Raw genomic sequence first — 20167 nt, 5'->3', positions numbered from 1 at the left:
GTCAGTACTCGGAGAAGTCGGCCGAGTCCAGGTTGTGGCGCTCGTCGCCGCGCAACGCGGGCGAGAACACGCACACCAGGCGGAGGTCCTCCTCCGGGCTCGCGATCAGGAAGTGGGCGTCGTTGCGGTCGAGCGCGTACAGCGTGCCCGGCTCCAGCGGGTGGGAGGTGCCGTCGGTGTCCACGACCTCGCCCTTCCCCTCGATGCAGTAGCAGGCCTCCAGGTGGCGGCGGTACTCCAGCCGCGACTTGGTGCCGGCCCGGACGGTGGTGTCCGTCATCGTGTAGCCCAGGCCGTCGGACTCGAGCAGGAACCTGCGGCTGAGCCCGTTGCCCCAGTCCACGGTCTTCACGTCGGCAAGGTGTCGGACGATCATCGGTGTGCCTCCTGGCGGCTTGGTGAGTACGGCGAAACGGTCTGGATGAAGGTGTGGAACTCCTCGACCACGTCGGCCCCTTCGGCGAGGGCGTGCTCGATCCGGGCGACCCCGGCGCTGCCCACGACCGCGGCGTCGGCGCCGAGGCCGTGCAGCAGGTCGATGTCCGCCCGGGAGCGGACGCCGAACCCGACGGCGATCGGTGCGGTGGTCCTCGTCCGCAGCGCGGCCAGCGCGGCGGCCAGCTCCCGGTGGTCGGCGGTGAGCCCGCCGCCGCTGCGGCCGTAGTGGGCCACCAGGTACAGGTACGCGGTGGCGCAGTCGGCGGCCGCGGCCCGCACCTCGGGCGACGACGCGGCGTAGCAGGTGGCGACCAGGGGCAGCCCGGCCGCCCGCACCGCGTCGAGGCAGTCGGCCCGCAGCCGCGGCGGCAGGCCGTGGACCAGCAGCCCGTGGACGCCCGCGTCGGCGACCCGCCGGACGAAGCCGGGCACGGTCGGGGCCCTGACCGTGTGGCTCCAGTCGGCCAGCAGGGCCACCCGCAGGTGGCGCAGCCCGGGCAGGACCCCGGCGAGGAAGTCGAGCACCTCGTCGAGTCCGACGCCGTCGGCCAGGGCCCGCTGCGCCGAGCGGCGGATGACGGGCCCGTCGGTGACCGAGTTCGGAAAGGGCACCGCCAGCTCCAGGCAGTCCACCCGGCAGTCGTCGAGCATCCGCATCACGTCGGCCAGGACGGGCAGCGGGGGGTCCCCGGCGTTGAGGAACACGGCCAGGCCGGGCCGGTCCGGTGGCCGGCGGGCGAAGAACCCGCTCACCGCGCACGCGCCGGTCGGGTGCGGAGGCGGTCGACGAGGTCGCGGGCGGCGCCGCCGCGCAGGGCGTCCTCGGCCGCCCGGATCGCCGACGGCCACCCGTCGATCAGCCCGCTCGCGACGGCCAGTGCGGCGGCGTTCAGGCAGACGGTCCGGGTGGCGAGCGCCGTCCCCGCTCCGGAGAGCACGCCGAGGAAGTGCTCGACCACGTCCTCCCCTCCGGTGGCGGGCCGCAGTTCGGCGATCGCGTCGGTCGCGCTCGCGGGAGCCTCGGCCGGCAGGTGGATCGCGTCGGTGCCGTCATTGGGGAGGAGGACGTTGTCGACGGAGCCGACGAGCTCGTCGATGCCCAGCTCGTTGGAGCAGAGCCAGATCCTCCGGTCGGTGACGGTGGCGGCGACCCGGCCCAGCGCCGGCAGCAGCGAACGGTCCGAGACGCCGACGAGCTGGGCGGAGACCGGCACCGCGGCCAGGAAGGGCCCGACGGAGTTGATGAACCCGCCGATCATCCGCAGGTCCATCGGCACGATGCTCCGGGCCAGCAGCGCCACCTCCCGCGGGTAGACGAAGTTCCCCGGGAAAGCGATGCCGAAGCGTTCCAGCCGCTCCTCGGTCCGCTCGTACGAGGTGGTCCGTCCGATACCGAGGCGGTCGAGCAGGTCGTGGGAGCCGCAGACGCTCGTGTAGGCGCGGGAGCCCGTCTTGACGACGCGGACGCCCAGGGCCGCGGCGAGGAACGCCGCCGCGGTGGAGATGTTGAACGTGGCCGGCCCGCCTCCGGTGCCGACGATGTTGGCCGTGCCGTCCAGCCGCGCGGCGACGGCCGGCCGCCGCTCGTCCAGCGAGCGGAGCATCGCGACCAGCGTGTCCCGGTCGGGCATCCGGGTGGACAGCGAGGACAGCAGCGCCACCGTCTCGCCGGGCCGCAGGGCGCCGTCCCGCAGCTGGTCCCAGAAGGACCCCCACAGCTCCTGGTCGACGGCGCGGTCCCGGCGGATCAGCGCTCGCAGCACCTCGTGCATGACTAGAGGGCGTCCGTCCGCTGCGGCTGGGCCTGGTCGATGAACCTGCTGATCGAGCCGACGGAGCGGAAGCTGTCCGGGTCGAGGTCGAACTCCTCGACGCGCACGTCGAAGCGGTCCTCCAGCCAGGCGATCGTCTTGAGCAGGCCGAGGCTGTCGATGACCCCGCCGTCCACGAGGTCGTAGTCGGCGTCCAGCTCGTTCGGGCCGACGTCGGGCAGGAACTCCTCGATGATGAACTGGGTGACTACCGCGGCGTGGTTCACGTGGCCGTTCCTTCGGTGGGCTGGGAGGGGGAGCAGGCGCGCTCGACGGGCGCGCGGTCGATCTTTCCGGTGGACGTCCTGGGCAGCGGGTCGTCCACGATCCGCAGGGTCGAGGGGACGGCGGTGAGCGGGAGGCGCTGCGCGCAGTGCCGGCGCAGCGCCAGCGAGTTCAGCCGGCTGTCCGGGGCGCGGCGGACCACGGCGCGCAGCAGGCGGCCGGCCACCGGGTCGGGTACGGCCACCACGGCCGCCTCGACGACCTCGTGGTGGTCGAGCAGCACCTGTTCGACCTCGTGGGTGTTGACCCGGGTGCCGCGGACCTTGACCTGGTGGTCGTTGCGGCCTTCCAGGGTGACGCGGCCGTCCTCGTCGCGCCGGACGAGGTCGCCGCTGCGGAAGTAGCGCCGGGTCTCCCCGTCGTGGTGGTGGGTCGCGAACCTGTCGGCGTCCTGGGCCCGGTCCAGGTAGCCGTCGGTCTGGAAGGGCGTCGCGACGTGGAGTTCGCCGGTGCCCGGCCCGGTGACGATCGCGCCGTCGGCGCCGACGATCACCGCGTGGACCCCGGGCAGCGGGCGCCCGATCGGCACCGGGCCGTCCGGCGGCTCGGTGCCGTCGACCTCGTGCAGGAAGCTGTCGTTGGTCTCGGTGCAGCCGTAGACGTTGTGGAGCCGCGCGCCGGGGAACAGGCGCGGAAGTTCGGCCAGGCAGCGGGCGGGCAGGCTGTCGCCGGTGAAGACGACGTGCTCGACGGTGTCGAGCCGGCGGCCGCTCTGCGCGGTCGCGTCCACCAGCAGTTGGTAGAACATCGGTACCGCCTGGACGAGTTGGACCTCGTGGCGGGAGAGCAGGTCCAGCAGGTGGCCCGGCTGGGTGGCCCGGGCCGGGTCGACCAGGACGACGCGGCCGCCGTGCTTGAGCGTGGCCCAGATGTCCAGCAGGCACAGGTCGAAGGTGAGCGGCGCGTAGTTGAGGACCGTCGTTCCCCGACGGATGCCGAACCGCTCGCCGGCCCAGGTGGTGAAGCGGTCCACCGCGCCCGTGCTCAGCGGCACGATCTTCGGCTGCCCGGTGGAACCGGAGGTGGTGAACATGAAGGAGACGTCGGCGGGTTCCGTGGCGCGTGGCGGCTTCGGTTCGGCCGACCGCTCCCCGGCGTCCGGACCGGGGTCCTCCGGCGAGAGGACGTGCCGGATGCCGGCCCGCTCGGCCGGGGCGGGGGCGGTCCCGCCCTCCGGTACGGGCGCCGGCAGCAGCAGGAAGCGCCGCCCTTCCAGCAGGCAGGCGAGCACCAGGGCGATCGTCGAGGGCGACTTGGCGGCCGGGATGCCGATCGGCTCGTCGCCGTCCGGGGCGAGCCGGACGATCCGCAGGCGCTCCCGCTCCGCCGCCCGGTGGAGTTCGCGGTAGGTCGTCTCCTCCCCGTGCCACACCAGGGCCGGATCACCGGGGTGGTCGGTGGCGTGCGAGACGAATGAACCCACCAGGTTCTGCTGCATCATGACTTCTCCGAGTTCATGCAACGGGGTGGGCTCTATGGACAACGGATGAGTTCATGCAACGGGTTCACCGATCTTTTTCGGAACAATGAAGGGCCGACACGAAAGGGGCCCGTCCGGCCGCCTTCCCGGCGAAAGAAGAATTATCACGTGGCGCTCGTCCACGGAAGTGGTGTGCTCGATCTGCACCATGACGGCACGTCAGGGCGGGTGTAGCGGTCGGGTGCGCGGATGCTAGCCGTCGAGCGTGTTCAATCTACATAAGGATTAGCGGGGTCTGGCGTAAAGATTGTCCTGATGCCTTCGACCCCCTTCTCTGTCTTGCGGAGTGAGACGGGAGCTGCCTAGTATCCGCCGTACTGTTCGCGAAGAAGCGAATCGGCGAGGGGATTTCCGGGGTGCTTTAGCGCGCCCGATCGCCGTGAAAGGTGGATCCGTCATGCCTGGCTCCGATCGGAGCGCGCACGCTCCGACCCAGTTGTCCTTCGCCCAGCAACGGCTGTGGTTCCTCGACCGGCTGCGGCCGGGCCTGCCGGACCACAACGTCCCGACCGCGGTCCGCCTGCGTGGCCGGCTGGACCAGGAGGCGCTCGTCCGGGCGCTGACCGACGTCGTGCGGCGCCACGAGGTGTTGCGCGGCCGGATCGCCGACTCCGAGGACGGCCCGTGCCACGTCACGGAGCCGGTCGAGACCTTCGTGCCGACGATCACCGACCTGGCGCACACCCCGGCGGAACAGGCCTGGCGGCGGGCCCGGGAGCTGGTGGCCGCCGACCTGGCGGCCCCCTTCGACCTCGGCGCCGCCCCGATGCTGCGGGCCCGACTGATCCGCGTCGCCCCCGACGACCACCTGCTGGTCCTGGTGATCCATCACATCGCCTGCGACGGCTGGTCGCTGCCGGTGCTGTGGCAGGAGTTCTCCGCCGGGTACGGCGCCGCCGTCGACGGCCGGCCGATCGCCCTGCCGGACCTGCCCATCCAGTACGCCGACTTCGCGCACTGGCAGCGGAAGCACCTGGCCGGAACCGCGCTGCAAGGCCAACTCGACTACTGGCGAGAGCACTTGGCCGACCTGGTCCCGTCGGTGCTCCCGACGGACCGGGAGCGCCCCGCGGCGTGGTCCGGCCGGGGCGACCAGGTCGAGATCGAGATCCCGGCGGAACTCGCCGACCGGATCCGCGCACTGGGGCGCACCCACGAGGTGACGCCGTTCATGACGCTGCTGGCCGCCTTCCAGGTCCTGCTCGCGCGCTGCACGGGACAGGCCGACGTGGCAGTGGGCACCCCGATCTCCGGGCGGACCCGGATCGAGGTGGAGCCGCTGGTCGGCTTCTTCGTCAACACCCTCGTCCTGCGCACCGACCTGTCCGGCGACCCCGGCTTCACCGACGTGCTCGCCCGGGTGCGGCGGTGCGCGGTGGAGGCCTACGCCCACCAGGACGTCCCCTTCGAGCGGCTGGTGCAGGAGCTGCGGCCCGAACGCGACCTCGGCCAGCACCCGCTGGTCACCGTCATGTTCCAGCTGGAGGATCCGCCCGCGCTCCCGTCCGGCCTCCCGGGTCTGGAAGTGAGCAGCCATCAGATACCCAACGACGTTGCCAAGTTCGACATCGAGGTCTCCCTGACGGACCTCGGCGACCGCCTCACCGGCGTCATCCGCTACGCCGCCGACCTCTTCGAGCGCGACACGGTGCTGCGGCTCGCCGAGGGCTTCACAGCGCTGCTCGACCACCTCGTCGGCGCTCCCGAGCGGCCGATCTCCGCCTGGCAGACCCCGCCCGGCCTCCGCGTGGGCTCCTCTGCTCCCACCGTGCACCCCGTGGCCCCGCGGCCCGACGCCTCCCAGGCCGGCGCCGCCGAGACCGAGACCGAACTCCTCGTGCTGGAGACCTGGGCCGAGGTGCTCGGAGTCACCCCGGACGGCGTGCACAGCGACTTCTTCGAACTGGGCGGCCATTCGCTGCTCGCCTCGAAGGTCATGTCCCGGCTCGGCCGGGCGCTCGACCTCGAACTGCCGGTCGTCCTGCTCTTCTACCACCCGACCGTCGCCGAACTCGCCGACGGCATCGACGCGGCGCTGCTGGCGGACCTCGGCGAAGCCGAGGCGGAACCGCTCCCCGCCGGAAAGGCCCGTCACCCGTGAAGGCACAGCACAGTCGCCCCGAAAAGCCCGGCCAGCCGACCGCTCCCACGCGGGCCGGCCTACGCGCCCTGCTCGACCAACGCGTCCGCGCGGCCCGGGCCAGGGCCGCCGAGGGCGAGCCGGAGGCCGCGGTCCCGCCCCGCCCGGAGGGCGCGCGGGTGCCGTCGTTCACCCAGGAACGCATGTGGCTGATCGAGCGGCTGTCCGACGGCCCCGCGCTGTACAACGTCCACGAGGTCTTCCGGCTGCGCGGCCCGCTGGACATGGCCGTCCTCGGCCACAGCCTCACCGAGCTGGTGCGGCGCCACGAAGTCCTGCGCACCGCCTTCCCCGAGGAAGACGGCCGCCCCGTCCCCTCGGTGGAGCCAGCCCGGCCGATCGACCTGCCCGTCACGGACCTACGGACCGAGCCCGCGGAACGCCGGACGGAACTCGCCCTCGACCTCGTCCACTCCGAGATCCTGCGCCCCTTCGACCTGGCCGCCGCCCCGCTGCTGCGCGCGTCGCTGCTGCGGGTCGACGAGGACGAGCACCTCCTGGTGGTGGTCGTCCACCACATCGCGGTCGACGGCTGGTCGATGCCGCTGCTGTGGGACGACCTGTCGGCGATGTACCGGAGCCGGCTGGAAGGCCGCGAGCACGAGCTGCCCCCCTTGCGGATCCAGTACGCGGACTTCGCCCACTGGCAGCGGGCCCGGCTCTCCGGCGACCGCCTGCAGAGCCAACTGGACTACTGGAGCGCACAGTTGTCCGGGCTGTCGCCGCTGGACCTGCCCACCGACCGTCCGCGCGGACCGGTCCGCGCGGGCCGGGGCGAGCGGATCACCTTCACGGTGCCCGAGGAACTGGCGGAGCGGCTGCGGCTGCTGGGCCGGCGGCACGGCGCGACGATGTTCATGACCCTGCTGGCAGGGTTCCAGGCCCTGCTCGCCCGCTACAGCGGGCAGTCCGACGTGGCGGTCGGCACGCCGGTCGCGGGCCGCACCCGGCCGGAACTCGACCCGCTGGTGGGCTCGTTCATCAACACCGTGGTCCTGCGCACCGACCTCGCGGACGACCCGGGCTTCGCCGAGCTGCTCGACCGGGTCCGCCGGACCGCCCTGGACGCCTACGCGCACCAGGACGTGCCGTTCGAGCGGCTGGTGCAGGAGCTGCGGCCGGCTCGCGGCCTCGACCGCAACCCGCTGTTCCAGGTGATGGTCGCCGGCCTGTCCGACCCGACCGCCTCCCTCCGGCTGGCCGGGGCGGAGGTCGAACAGCTGGAGGTCGACAACGGCACGGCCAAGGTCGACCTCAGCCTGGTGATCGCCGACCGGCCGGGCGGCCCGGACGGTACGAGCGGCACGAGCGGCATGAGCGGCACGAGCGGGACGACCGGCACCGTGGCCTTCGACACCGCGCTGTTCGACCGCGCGAGCGTGGAGCGCCTGGTCGGCCACTACCTCCGGCTGCTGGACGCCGCGGCCGACGACCCCGACCGTCCCGTCTCCCGCCTGGACCTGCTCACCGAGGCCGAGCGCGAGGCGCTGCTGGTGGCCGCCAACGCCACCGACGAACCCTTCCCCGCCGAGCTCTGCGTGCACGAGCTGGTCGAGGAGCGGGCCCGGCTGACCCCCGAGGCGGTGGCGGTCCGCTGCGGAAGCGAGCGACTGACCTACCGGGAACTCGACGGCCGGGCCAACCGGTTGGCCCGGCACCTGCGAGCCCGGGGAGCCCAGCCGGAACGCCTGGTCGGCGTCTGCCTGCCGCGCTCGGCGGAGCTGGTCGTGGCCCTGCTGGCCGTCCTCAAGTCGGGCGCCGCCTACCTGCCGCTGGACCCGGACCTCCCGGCCCAGCGGATGTCGTTCATGCTCGCCGACGCCGACGTGCCGCTGCTGCTCACCCGGCGCTCCCTGGCCGACCGGCTGCCGGAGCACGGCGCCGAGACGGTGTGGCTGGACGCCGAGGCCCCGCTCGTCGCGGCCCTGTCCGAGGACCGGCTGCCGCCGCTCGCGACGCCCGCCGACCTGGCGTACTCGATCTACACCTCCGGTTCGACCGGCCGCCCCAAGGCCGTGCTGGTCCCGCACGAGGGCGTGGTCAACTACCTGGTGGTCCGCGGCCGCCAGCTGGACCTCGACGGGTCCGACGTCGTCGCCTCGGTGGCCTCGATCTCCTTCGACGTCATCGTCCCCCAGGTGCTCATGCCGCTGGCCTGGGGCGCGAGCGTGGTGATCGCCCCGTCGGAGGTCGCGGTCGACGGCCCGCGCCTGACGGAGATGATGCGCGAGTTCGGCGTCACCACGCTCATGGCCACCCCGGCCACCTGGCTCCTGCTGCTGGACGGCGGCTGGCCGGGCGGCCGGTTCCAGGCGATCTGCGTGGGCGAACCGCTCCAGCCCGCCCTGGCCCGGCGGCTCCTCGACCGGGTCTCCACGCTGTGGAACGGCTACGGTCCCACCGAGGCGTCCGTCGGCTGCGTCACCCGGCGGGTGGACGCCGACCGGGACCTGGCCCGGCCGGGCGGGTCCGTGCCGATCGGCCGGCCGCTCGGCAACCTCCGGATCTACCTGCTGGACCCGGCCGGCGCCCCGGTGCCCGTCGGCGTCCCGGGGGAGATCCACATCGGCGGGGTCGGCGTCACCCGCGGGTACGCCAACCGGCCGGGGCTGACCGCCGAGCGCTTCGTGCCCGACCCGTTCGGTGCGGACGGCGGCCGGCTGTACCGCACCGGCGACCTGGCGCGGTACCTGCCGGACGGCAGCCTGGTCTTCCTCGGCCGCACCGACGAGCAGGTGAAGATCCGCGGGTACCGCATCGAGCTGGGCGAGATCGAGGTCGCGCTGTGCGCGCAGCCCGGTGTCGCCAGGGCCGCGGTGACGGTGCGCGGCGGCGGGACGGACGCCGAACTGGCCGGCTACCTGGTGTGGCAGGACGGGCCTGCTGACCTGGCGGCCGTGCGGCGCGCCCTGCGCGAGACCCTGCCCGAGTTCATGGTGCCCACGACGCTGACCGCGCTCGACCGGATCCCCCTGACCACCAACGGCAAGGTGGACCGCGGGGCCCTGCCCGAGCCCGCCCGCCACGACCACGCGGCCGGTGCGCTCCCGCCACGGGACCTGCCGGAACTCCTGATGACCAGGATCTGGGAGCGCGTGCTGGGCACCCCGCGGGTCGGCGTCCGGGACGACTTCTTCGCGCTGGGCGGGCACTCCCTGAGGGCGGTCGAGCTGGTGGAGGCCGTCCGGCGGGAGTGGGGGGTGACCGTGCCGCTGAACACGGTGTTCCGCCACCCCACCGTCGAGGGGCTGTGCGCGGAACTGCCCAACGCGGCGCGGGCCCTGCGCCGACTGGTCGTTCCGCTGGCCGAGGGGGACCGCCGCCGGGCGCCGCTGATCCTGGTGCACCCGCAGAGCGGCGACGTGTGCTCCTTCCTCCACCTGGCCGGACAGCTCACCGAGCGGCTCGCCGAATCCCCGGTTGACGCCGCCCGGCCCGTCTACGGCCTGGAGGCCGTCGGCTACAACACCGACGAGCCGCCCCTGGCCACCGTCGAGGAGCAGGCGCAACGCTACCTGCGGGAGCTGCGGTCCGTCCTGCCCGACGGCCCGTACCTGCTGGCCGGCTGGTCCTTCGGCGGGCTGGTCGCCTTCGAGCTGGCCCGCCTGCTGGAGGAACAGGGGAACCCCCCGGGGTTCCTCGGGATCATCGACGTCGGAGCGCCCGCGTCCACCGATGAAGCCGCCGACAGGGAGGGCGGGGACCTCCACGAGCTCGACGAGGAGGCCGCCCTCGCCCTGCTGCTCCACGACGCGGACGGCCGCGAGCACCTTCCCTCGCACGTGCGCACCGAACAACTGCGGCGCATGGCACGGGTGTTCACCGCCAACGGCGCCGCCGCCCGGCGCTACCGGTCGACGGCACGGCTGCGGACACCGATCCACCTGTTCACCAGCGCCGAGACCCACCCCGAACTCGGCGGCCCGGTCGTGGTCCCCGCCCGGTGGCGGGACCGTACCCGGGGGGCGTTGAGCGTGGTCGAGGTCCCCGGCAACCACCACGACATGCTGTCGCCGCCGCACGTCGCCCGCTTCGCCGACGCGCTGTCGGCCGTCCTGGAGGAGCTCGGATGAGCGACCGACACGAGTTGCCGCTGTCGTCGGCGCAGTCCGGCATCTGGTTCGCCCACCACCTGCGCCCCGGCAGCCCCGCCTACAACACCGGCGAGTACGTGGACATCCCCGGGCCGATCGACCCGGAGCTGTTCGAGACGGCCGTACGGCGCGTGGTGGACGAGACCGAGTCCCTGCGCGTCCGCCTCACCGACGGCGCCGACGGCCCCCGGCAGGTTGTCACCGCGTCGCCCGACTGGACGATGGACCACGTCGACCTCACCTCGACGCCGGACCCGCTGGGGGAGGCCGAGCGCTGGATGCGCGCCGACCTGTCCACCCCGCTCGGGCTCACCCGGGACCCGCTGTTCCGCCAGGCCCTGTTCGCCGTCGCGCCGGACCGCTTCCTCTGGTACCAGCGCGTCCACCACATCGTGGTCGACGGCTTCAGCATGTCGCTCATCGCGCGCCGCGTCGCCAAGACCTACACCGGACTGGTCGGGGGCCGGGCCGGGGCAGGGCCGGCCTTCGGGCCGCTGAGCGCCCTGCTGGCGCACGACGCCGCCTACCACGCCTCCGAACAGCCCCAGCGGGACCGTGAGTTCTGGGCGGCCCGGCTGGCCGGACGGCCGGACCCGGTCAGCCTCGCCAGCCGCTCGGCGCCCGCCTCGGACGGCTTCCTGCGCCGTACCGGCAGCCTCGACGCGCCCACCCTGGCCGCGCTGCGGCGGGCCGCGCGACCCGCCGGGGCGAGCTGGCCCACCGCCTTCACCGCCGCGGTCGCCGCGTACCTCCACCGCCTCAGCGGCGAACGGGACGTCGTGCTCAGCATGCCGGTCACCGGGCGCACCGGCTCCGCCGCGCCGGCCGTCCCCGGCATGGTGGCGAACGTGGTGCCGCTGCGGCTGCGCGTCCACCCCGAACAGGGCCTGTCCGCGCTCGCGCGACAGGTGGCCGAGGAGGTCGCCGCCCAGCGCGGGCACCAGCGCCACCGCAGCGAGGACCTGCGCAGGGAACTGGACCCGGCCCGCTCGGAGCGGGTCCTGTTCGGGCCCGTCGTCAACATCATGTCCTTCTACTACCACCTGGACTTCGCGGGCGTCCGGGCCACCGTGCACAACCTGTCCAACGGGCCGGTCGAGGACCTCTCCTTCTCCGTCTACGACCGCTCCGACGGCACCGAGCCCCGGCTCGACCTCGACGCCAACCCCGCGCTCTACACCGAGGCCGAACTCACCGCCCACCAGCAGCGGTTCCGCCGCTTCCTGGACGCGGTGGCCGCCGACCCGGACCGGCCGATCGGCCGGCCCGACCTCCTCACCCCCGGGGAACGGCACCGGACCGTCGTGGCCGCCAACCGCACCACGCGGCCCCTGCCGCACCCGACGGTGCCGTCGGCCTTCGCGGCCGAGGTCGCGCGCAGGCCCGAGGCGCCCGCCGTGGTGTGCGGCGAAACCACCCTGTCCTACGCGGAGTTGAACGCCCGGGCCAACCGGCTGGCCCACCGGCTCATCGCCCTCGGCGTCCGCTGCGACAGCACGGTGGCCGTGCTCATGGAACGTTCCGTCGACGTGGTGGTGGCGGTCCTGGCGGTCACCAAGGCCGGCGGCGCCTACGTACCCCTGGACACCCGGGCCCCGGCGGCCCGCCTGCGCCGCGTCCTGGACGACACCGGGGCGGCGATGCTGCTCACCCACCGGGCCACCCGGGACCACGCGCCGTCCCTCGGCACCCCCGGTGTCGTCGTCGACGCCGACCCCGGCCTCGCCGACCAGCCGGCCACCGACCCCGTCGTGCCGCTGCGCCCGGACCACCTGGCCTGCGTCCTGTACACCTCGGGCTCCACGGGCACGCCGAAGGGCGTGGCCCTGAGCCACCGCAACGTCATCAGCCTGACCGCGCAAGGCTGTTGGCGCGAGGAGGACGGCCCGCGCGTCCTCGCGCACTCCCCGCACGCCTTCGACGCCTCGACCTACGAGTGGTGGGTGCCGCTGCTCAACGGCGGCCGGGTCGTCGTGGCCCCGCCCGGCGAGCTGGCGCTCGCGGACCTCCACCGGCAGATCGTCGACCACCGGGTCGGCGCGCTCTGGCTGACGGCCGGGCTGTTCCGGGTGTTCGCCGAGGAGTCCCCAGGCACGCTGGCCGGGGTCGGCCAGGTGTGGACCGGCGGCGACATCGTGCCGGCCGACGCGGTGCGGCGCGTCCTGGACCGCTGCCCGGACTCCGTGGTGGTCGCCGGGTACGGCCCGACCGAGGCCACCACGTTCACCACCCGCCGGGTGCTCCGCCCCGGCCAGGCCGTGCCCGACGTCGTCCCCCTCGGCCGGCCGGTGGACAACCGGCGGGTGTACGTCCTGGACGAGACGCTGTCCCCGGTGCCGCCGGGGGTGGCCGGCGTGCTGTACGTCGCCGGCGCGGGCGTGGCGCGCGGGTACCTGAACGACCCCCGCCGGACGGCCGCCCAGTTCGTGCCGTGCCCGTTCGGCGAACCGGGCGAGCGGATGTACCGCACGGGCGACGTGGTCCGCTGGAACGCCGAGGGGGAGCTGGAGTTCCTCGGCCGCGCGGACGAACAGGTCAAGCTCCACGGCTTCCGCATCGAACTCGGCGAGATCGAGGCGGTCCTGGCCGGGCACCCCGCCGTCGCCCAGGCGACCGTGGCCGCCGGCCCGGGCGCCTCCTCCGGCCGGCGTCTGATCGGCTACGTCGTCCCGGCCGGGGCCCCGGGGCCCGACCCGGCGCTCGACCCGGCCTCGGTGCGGGAGCACGCCGCCGCGGCCCTGCCGGACTACATGGTGCCCTCGGCGATCGTCGTGCTCGACGCCTTCCCCCTGACGCCCAGGGGGAAGATCGACCGGGCCGCGCTGCCCGTCCCCGACCCCGAGCCGGCACCGTCCGGGCCCGGGCCGCGCACCCCGGCGGAGCGGACGATGTGCGCGCTGTTCGCCGAGGTGCTCGGCCGCCCCGAGGTGGGCGTCGACGACGGCTTCTTCGCGCTCGGCGGCAACTCCCTGCTCGCGACCCGGCTGGTCAACCGGGTGCGGGTGCGGTTCGGCCGGGACCTCACCCTCGGCGCCCTGTTCCAGGCGCCCACCCCGGCGCGCCTGGTCGAAGCCCTGGAGGAGGCCCCGGACGCCGCGTCCGTACCGGTCCTCTCACCCCGTACCCGACCCTGAGCCCCTGAGGGCGATCACAGGAAGCACCTTCGGCATGGTCCACACCCTCTCCCAGCCCGACGACACCCCGGCACCGCCCGCGACACCGGAAGCACCGACCGCCGTAGCGCCGGCGGAGTCCCAGGTCCGCCGGTACTACCGGCTGGTCGACGCCGGCGACGTGCCCGCGCTGGTCGCCCTGTTCACCCCCGACGCCCGCTACCACCGCCCCGGGTACCCGCCCATGGTCGGGCACGCCGAACTGGAGCGCTTCTACCGCGACCAGCGGGTGATCCGCGCCGGCACCCACACCCTGGCCACCGTGGTCACCACCGGCGACGAGGTGGCGGTGCACGGCCTGTTCCGCGGCGTGCTGCACGACGGCGGCGAGGTCGAGCTGCGGTTCGCGGACTTCTTCCGGATGACGCCGCAGGGCCGCATCGCCGCGCGCGACACCTTCTTCCACGTGCCGGCGGTCTGAGGCACAGCCACAACCACAGCCACAGCGGCACCGGCGGCGACCGCCCTCGCGGTCGCGCGTTCACCCCCGACGGGGACACTTCAGCACAGGAAAGCGGGAAGCAGTTGACCCAGACGGTCCTCACCTCCGACATCCCGGCGTTCGTCGGCACTGGACGGCCACCGTTCGACGCCCGGGCGATCCACGAGCTGGTCGCCGAGCAGGCCGTGCGGGCCCCGCACGCGCCCGCCGTCACCTGCGACGGACGGACCCTGACCTACCGGCAGCTCGACGACCGCGCCAACCGGCTCGCCGGGCGACTGCGGGCCGCCGGACTGGCGCCGGAGGGCGTCGTCGGCGTGCTGGTGCCGCGGTCGCCGGAGCTGATCGTGGCCCTGCTCGCCGTCCTCATCGCGGGCGGGGCGTACCTCGGGCTCGAACCGGACGACCCGGCCGCCCGCCACGCGCTGCTGCTCGAAGACGCCGGCGCGGCCATGGTGATCACCGAGGAGGCCGCGGGGCCCGAGCTGCGGGAGCGGCTGCCCCACGCCGTCGTCACGGTGACGGAGGGCGCCCCGGCGCAGGAGCCGGCCACCGGCCCGGCGGCCCCGGCCCGCCCCGGCGACCCGGACCGGCTCGCCTACGTCAGCTACACCTCCGGCTCCACCGGCGAGCCCAAGGGCGTCGGCGTGCCCCACCGGGCGGTCGACCGGCTCGTCCGGGGCGCGGACTGGGTGGACGTCCGCGCCGAGGACGTCTTCTTCCACCTCGCGCCGGTCGCGTTCGACGCCTCCACCTTCGAGATCTGGACCCCGCTCGTCAACGGCTGCCGGCTGGTCCTCTTCCCCCCGGTCGCCATCACCCTGGAGCACGTGGCGCGCGTCGTCCGCGCCGAGCGCGTGACGGTCCTGCTGCTGACCACCGGGCTCCTCCACCAGATGGTGAGCTCCCACCCGGAGGCGTTCGCCGACGTCCGGCACGTCCTCACCGGGGGCGACGTGGCCTCACCGGGCCACGTCCAGCACCTGCTGGCCCGCCACCCGGAGCTGCTCTTCACCAACGGCTACGGACCGACCGAGAACACCACGTACACGACCTGCTGGACCAGCAGCACCCTCCCCGAGCTGCGGAGCGTGCCGATCGGCCGCCCGATCAGCGGCACCAGGGTCGCCGTGCTCGACGACGAGCTCAGGCCGGTGCCCGTCGGCGAGTGCGGGGAGCTGTACGTGGCCGGGGCGGGCCTGGCCCGCGGCTACCTGGGCCGCCCGGCCGCGACCGCCGAACGGTTCCTGCCCGACCCGTTCGGCACCGAGCCCGGCGCCCGGATGTACCGGACCGGCGACCTCGTGCGCTGGCTGCCGGACGGCACGCTGGAGTTCGTCGGACGCGCGGACGACCAGGTCAAGGTCCAGGGCTACCGCGCCGAACCGCGCGCCGTCGAGGTCGAGTTGGAACGGCTCCCCGGGGTGCGGCACGCGGTCGTGCTGCCGCAGCCCGACCCGGCGGGCGGCACCCGGCTGCTGGCCTACGTCGTGCCCGCGGAACCCGGTCCGGAGGGCAACGCCGACCTCGGCCGGCGGCTGCGCCACGACCTGCGGGACAGCCTGCCGGACTACCTGATCCCCTGGGCGATCCTGGTCCGTCCCGAGCTGCCGGTGAACCGCAACGGCAAGATCGACCGCCGGGCCCTGCCCACCGCCACCCGGGTCCCGCGCAACGTGCCCAACGAGTTCGTCCCGCCCGTCACCGAGGTGCAGACCCGGCTGGCCGACCTGTGGGGCGACGTCCTCGGCATCGAACCGGTCGGCGTCGACGACGACTTCTTCGACCTCGGCGGACACTCCCTGCTGGCCACCGACCTCCTGGTCGCCACCCAGCGCGAGTTCGACGTGGACCTCCCCGCGCAGACCCTCTACATGTCGCCGACCGTCGCCGAGCTGGCGACGGCCCTCAGCGAGCGGCTGGGGACGGCGGGCCCGGAGGGCCGGGCCGATGCGCCAGGCGGGCCGGCCGGCGCGGCGGGGGAGGAGCGGCCCCGATGACGACGGTCCCCCCGACCGCGCGCTGCCCGGTCCTCGCCCCGCGGCCGGTCGACCTGATCGACCCCGACCTCTACCACGCGGGCGGGGCGCACGAGGCGTGGCGACGGCTGCGCCGCGAGGCCCCGGTGAGCTGGCAGCCGGTCGGCGACATCGGCTACTGGTCGGTCGTCGGCCACGCCGAGGCCAACCGGGTCCTGCGCGACCACGCCACGTTCACCTCCGAACAGGGCACCCTGCTCAACCTCCTCGGCAAGGGCGACCCCGCCGGCGGCCGCCAGATGGCCGCGACCGACCCGCCCCGGCACGCCCACCTGCGCGGCCCGCTCCAGCAGGCCCTGTCGATCAAGACGGTGGAGAACGACCGGGAGGCCATCCGCCGGGTCGTCGTCGACCTGCTCCGGCCGCTGGCCGACGGCGGCCCGTACGACTTCGCCGCCGCCATGGCCACCCTGCCGATGGCGGTGATCGGCACCATGATGGCGCTGCCGCAACAGGACTGGCCGCGGCTGGTCCGGCTCGCCCACGCCTGCATCGCCGCGGACGACCCCGAGTTCCAGCTCGCCGACGGGCCCCAGGCCACCCTGGTGACCGCCCACCGCGAACTGTTCGCCTACTTCCAGGACCTCGTCACCGAGCGCCGGCGCGCACCGGGTGACGACCTGGTCAGCGTGCTGCTCACGATGGAACTGGACGGACGCCGGCTGTCGCCGGGCGAGATCGTGTCCAACTGCTACAGCCTGCTGCTCGGTGCGACCGTCACCACCGCCCAGCCGCCGATCGCGGCGATGGCCGAACTGGCCGGCACCCCGGTCCTGGACGACTGGGCGGCCCACCCGGAGCTGCTCGGCAGCGGCGTGGAGGAGGCCCTGCGCTGGGCCTCGCCCACCCAGCACTTCATGCGCCACACCACCCGCGACGTCGAGGTCCGGGGCGTGCCGATCCCCGCGGGGGACGCGGTCGTCGTCTGGCTGGCCTCGGCCAACCGCGACGAGACCGTGTTCGCCGACCCGTACACCTTCGACATCCGACGGCGGCCCAACAAGCACATCGCCTTCGGCGTCGGCGCGCACTACTGCATCGGCCACACCGTCGCACGGGTGGCCCTGCGGATCCTGTTCGCCGAACTGCTCGGCCGGTTCACCGACTTCGAGCTCGCCGGGGCGCCGCGACGGATGCGCTCGAACGTCATCGCGGGCTTCACCCACCTGCCGGTCACCGCGCGGACCCGGTAGGGCCCGACACTCTCACCGCAGCCGAACCAGAGAAGAAACCCCACACGGAAGGTCATCAGTGGACGCTCCGACGGCCCGTACCCGCAACAAGTGGTTCCTGCGCGAGCCGTCGCCGGTGGCACCGGCGCGGCTGTTCTGCCTGCCCTACTCCGGCTGCGGTGCCAGCATGTACCGCCAGTGGCCGTCCTCGGTCGACGGCGTCGAGGTCTGTCCCGTGCAACTGCCCGGCCGGGAGAACCGGATGCGCGAGCCCGCCCACACCACCTACCAGGCGCTGGCCGACGACCTCTGCGAAGCGCTGCGCCCCTACCTGGACCGGCCCTACGCCCTGTTCGGCCACTGCGGCTCCGCGCTGGCGGCGTACGAGACCGCCGTACGGCTGGTCCAGCGGGGCTGCCCCGCCCCGACCCGGCTGTTCGTCTCCTCGGAGGTCGCGCCGCAGGACGGCCCCTACGGCCGCTTCCTCGGCATGAACGACGACGAGCTGGCCGACGAACTGCGCGGGCTCGTCGCGGAACTGGGCGGCACACTGGAACCGAGCCTGCTCGCGCTCTACCTCGGCGTCCTGCGCAACGACGTCGACATGAACAAGCGCTACCACGTGGCCGAGCCATTCCGGCTGCCGTGCCCGGTCACCGCCATCGGCTGGACCGAGGACACGGGCATCGCGCCGTCCCTGATGACCGGCTGGCCGGCCTGCGGCGACACGACCTTCGAACTCCTGGAAGGAGGCCACTACCGCTTCATCGAGGCGCCGGCGGACCTGCTGGCGCTGCTGGTCGCGGACCTGGCGCCCACCCGCTCCCGCACGTCCTGACGGCGGACCCGTCCGAGCTCGGAAGCGGCGCCCGACGCGACGTCCGAATGCCGCCAGCACACGGACCCTTCCACGGGTGACGATCGGGACAGCCCGACCGCACGCCGGCCACGGCCCGCCTTCCCGCGGGCCCGTGCGCCTGCTCGTCCCCGCCCGTCGAAGGACCTCCCCGTGAACGACGCCCTCTTCGCCGTTGCCGAAGCTGCCACCGCCGAACCTGACACCGCCGCGCAGGCCACCGTCGCGCCCGCGCCGGGCCCGGCCTCCCCGGGCCCGGCCGTCCTGCCCGCGCTCGCCCCGGTCGACTGGCAGGACGTGCGGGAGCAGCTGGACCGGGACGGGGTGGCGCTCACCGGGCCCCTGCTGTCGCCCGCCCAGTGCCGGGAGCTCGCCGACACCTTCGACGACGACGGCCTGTTCCGCTCCACCGTGGTGATGCAGCGCTACGGCTTCGGCCGCGGCACCTACCGGTACTACGCCGACCCGGCCGCCGTACCGGTCCTGGACGCGCTGCGGGAGCGGCTGTACCCGCCGCTGGCGCGGATCGCCAACCAGTGGGCGGCGCGGCTGGGGGAGCGGACCTTCCCGCCCACCCTCGCCGAGCTGCACGCCGAGTGCGCCGCCGAGGGCCAGCACCGTCCCACCCCGCTGGTCCTGCGGTACGGTCCGGGCGACCACGCCTGCCTGCACCAGGACGTGTACGGCGACCTCGTCTTCCCGCTGCAGGCCACGATCATGCTGGAACGGCCCGGCGAGGACTTCACCGGCGGGGAGAACGTCTTCGTCGAACAGCGGCCCCGCTCGCAGTCCCGCGCGATCGTGGTGCGGCCGCGCCTCGGCCAGGCCCTGGTCTTCCCCGTCCAGCACCGCCCCGTCCAGGGCAGCCGCGGCTACCGGCGCCACCCGATGCGCCACGGCACCAACGCCGTCGAGTCCGGGCGCCGCACCACGCTCGGCGTGATCTTCCACAACGCCCGCTGACCGCGCGCCCGCCCGCTCACCACCAGGACACCCCGTGAACACCCTCGCCCCCGAGACCGTCCCCGACACCGCCGCCGGCAGCGTCCAGGCCGCCGTCCGCGCCCTCGACACCGCCGACTGGACCGCCCTGACCGCCGAACTCGACACCCACGGCTGCGCCCCGACGCCCCGCCTGCTCGACCCCGCCCAGTGCAGGGAGCTCGCCGCGCTCTACGACCGGCCCGAACTGTTCCGCACCACCGTCGACATGGCCCGCCACCGCTTCGGCTCCGGCCAGTACCGCTACTTCACCCACGACCTGCCCGAACCCGTCGCCGCCCTGCGCGAGGCCCTCTACCCCCACCTGCTCACCGTCGCCCGCACCTGGGCCGACAAGCTCCGCCGCCCCGCCCCCTGGCCCGACACCCTCGCCGAGTGGACCGCCATGTGCCACGCCGCCGGCCAGGACAAGAGCTCCCAGATCCTGCTGCGCTACGGCCCCGGCGACTGGAACGCCCTGCACCGCGACGTCTTCGGCGACCTCGTCTTCCCCCTCCAGGTGGTCATCGGCCTCGACGCCCACGGCACCGACTACACCGGCGGCGAGTTCCTCCTCGTCGAACAGCGCCCCCGCGCCCAGTCCCGCGGCACCGCCACCGTCGTCCCCCAGGGGCACGGCCTGATCTTCACCACCCGCGACCGCCCCGTCCCCTCGGCCCGCGGCCACCGCGCCGGCCCCGTCCGCCACGGCGTCAGCACCGTGCGCAGCGGCCGCCGCCACACCCTCGGCCTCGTCTTCCACGACGCCTGAGGCCCCGCCGCCATGGCCGCCACCGGCACACCCGGGCCCGCCGCCGACACCGCTGCGCCCACCGTCGGCACCGCCCCGGTCCCGTCCCGCCGCTACACCCTGACCGGACCCGACAACCGCCCGTACTCCAGCACCACGCCCGGCACCCTCGGCGGCCACCGCCGGGGCCGCCTCTACGGCCGCCTCGACTGCCCCTCCGCCCTGCGTACCATCGCCACCGGCGGCTACGTGCGCCACCGCGTCTTCTTCGCCGACGAGGCCACCGCGATCGCCGCCGCCTACCGGCCCTGCTCGGTGTGCCTGCCCGAGAGGTACCGGCAGTGGAAGACCCGCCGGAAGGACCGCACCCCGTGAACCCCCGCCCCGCACCCGACCGCTCCCCGCTCCTCCCCGCACCCGACCGCTCCCCGCTCCTCCCCGCACCCGACCGCTCCCCGCTCCTCCCCGCACCCGACCGCTCCCCGCTCCTCCCCGCACCCGACCG

General features: G+C 74.3%; 15 protein-coding genes. 10 read left to right on the top strand and 5 right to left on the bottom strand.

The features are described from left to right. Position 1: 1 nt before the first annotated feature. Genes ACFU7Z_RS04320 through ACFU7Z_RS04300 form a run of 5 tightly spaced genes read right to left on the bottom strand, consistent with a single transcriptional unit; the run spans position 2 to position 3975 of the window. Positions 2-376: an ectoine synthase gene (locus ACFU7Z_RS04320; protein WP_049650325.1), complete on the bottom strand. Its 375-nt coding sequence runs from the start codon at positions 374-376 to the stop codon at positions 2-4. Beyond that, positions 373-1191: a tryptophan synthase subunit alpha gene (gene trpA, locus ACFU7Z_RS04315; RefSeq protein ID WP_380775877.1), complete on the bottom strand. Its 819-nt coding sequence runs from the start codon at positions 1189-1191 to the stop codon at positions 373-375. The genes ACFU7Z_RS04320 and trpA overlap by 4 nt, the downstream gene beginning before the upstream one ends. Beyond that, positions 1188-2210, bottom strand: a complete 1023-nt coding sequence (locus ACFU7Z_RS04310) for an anthranilate phosphoribosyltransferase (protein WP_380775875.1) — start codon at positions 2208-2210, stop codon at positions 1188-1190. Before ACFU7Z_RS04310 ends, trpA begins: the two co-directional genes overlap by 4 nt. Before the next feature lie 2 nt (positions 2211-2212). Then, the gene (locus tag ACFU7Z_RS04305; protein ID WP_074005830.1) at positions 2213-2476 is read right to left on the bottom strand and encodes a phosphopantetheine-binding protein; all 264 of its coding nucleotides are present in this window, start codon (positions 2474-2476) and stop codon (positions 2213-2215) included. After that, positions 2473-3975, bottom strand: a complete 1503-nt coding sequence (locus ACFU7Z_RS04300) for an AMP-binding protein (RefSeq protein WP_380775872.1) — start codon at positions 3973-3975, stop codon at positions 2473-2475. Before ACFU7Z_RS04300 ends, ACFU7Z_RS04305 begins: the two co-directional genes overlap by 4 nt. Positions 3976-4411: 436 nt before the next feature. Between ACFU7Z_RS04300 and ACFU7Z_RS04295 the strand changes: the two genes are divergently transcribed. From ACFU7Z_RS04295 to ACFU7Z_RS04250, 10 genes are all read left to right on the top strand, one after another. Next, positions 4412-6115 (top strand): condensation domain-containing protein, encoded by a 1704-nt coding sequence (locus ACFU7Z_RS04295; protein WP_380775869.1) that lies wholly within the window; start codon positions 4412-4414, stop codon positions 6113-6115. Continuing rightward, positions 6112-10227 carry an amino acid adenylation domain-containing protein gene (locus tag ACFU7Z_RS04290; protein WP_380775866.1) on the top strand — a complete coding sequence of 1372 codons (4116 nt, stop codon included), beginning with the start codon at positions 6112-6114 and terminating at the stop codon, positions 10225-10227. The genes ACFU7Z_RS04295 and ACFU7Z_RS04290 overlap by 4 nt, the downstream gene beginning before the upstream one ends. After that, positions 10224-13382, top strand: a complete 3159-nt coding sequence (locus tag ACFU7Z_RS04285) for an amino acid adenylation domain-containing protein (protein WP_380775863.1) — start codon at positions 10224-10226, stop codon at positions 13380-13382. The genes ACFU7Z_RS04290 and ACFU7Z_RS04285 overlap by 4 nt, the downstream gene beginning before the upstream one ends. 34 nt (positions 13383-13416) lie before the next feature. Continuing rightward, complete coding sequence (locus ACFU7Z_RS04280; protein ID WP_380775860.1) at positions 13417-13842, top strand: nuclear transport factor 2 family protein; 426 nt, start codon at positions 13417-13419, stop codon at positions 13840-13842. Between the two features lie 104 nt (positions 13843-13946). After that, a complete protein-coding gene (locus tag ACFU7Z_RS04275) occupies positions 13947-15863 on the top strand; it encodes an amino acid adenylation domain-containing protein (RefSeq protein ID WP_380775857.1) in 1917 nt (638 codons plus the stop codon). Then, positions 15860-17095 (top strand): cytochrome P450, encoded by a 1236-nt coding sequence (locus ACFU7Z_RS04270; RefSeq protein ID WP_380775854.1) that lies wholly within the window; start codon positions 15860-15862, stop codon positions 17093-17095. Before ACFU7Z_RS04275 ends, ACFU7Z_RS04270 begins: the two co-directional genes overlap by 4 nt. Positions 17096-17153: 58 nt before the next feature. Further along, a complete protein-coding gene (locus ACFU7Z_RS04265) occupies positions 17154-17912 on the top strand; it encodes a thioesterase II family protein (RefSeq protein WP_380775851.1) in 759 nt (252 codons plus the stop codon). 171 nt (positions 17913-18083) lie between these two features. Beyond that, a complete protein-coding gene (locus ACFU7Z_RS04260) occupies positions 18084-18893 on the top strand; it encodes a 2OG-Fe(II) oxygenase (protein ID WP_380775848.1) in 810 nt (269 codons plus the stop codon). Positions 18894-19020: 127 nt separating this feature from the next. After that, positions 19021-19683: a 2OG-Fe(II) oxygenase gene (locus ACFU7Z_RS04255; protein WP_380775905.1), complete on the top strand. Its 663-nt coding sequence runs from the start codon at positions 19021-19023 to the stop codon at positions 19681-19683. A 12-nt stretch (positions 19684-19695) separates the two neighbouring features. Continuing rightward, a complete protein-coding gene (locus ACFU7Z_RS04250; protein ID WP_380775845.1) occupies positions 19696-20037 on the top strand; it encodes a metal-binding protein in 342 nt (113 codons plus the stop codon). The last annotated feature ends 130 nt before the right edge of the window (positions 20038-20167 follow it).

This window comes from Kitasatospora sp. NPDC057518, from assembly GCF_042802075.1.
Taxonomy (GTDB): domain Bacteria; phylum Actinomycetota; class Actinomycetes; order Streptomycetales; family Streptomycetaceae; genus Kitasatospora.
The sequence above is the reverse complement of the archived record's forward strand: the minus strand, read 5'-3'. Positions and strand labels throughout refer to the sequence as shown.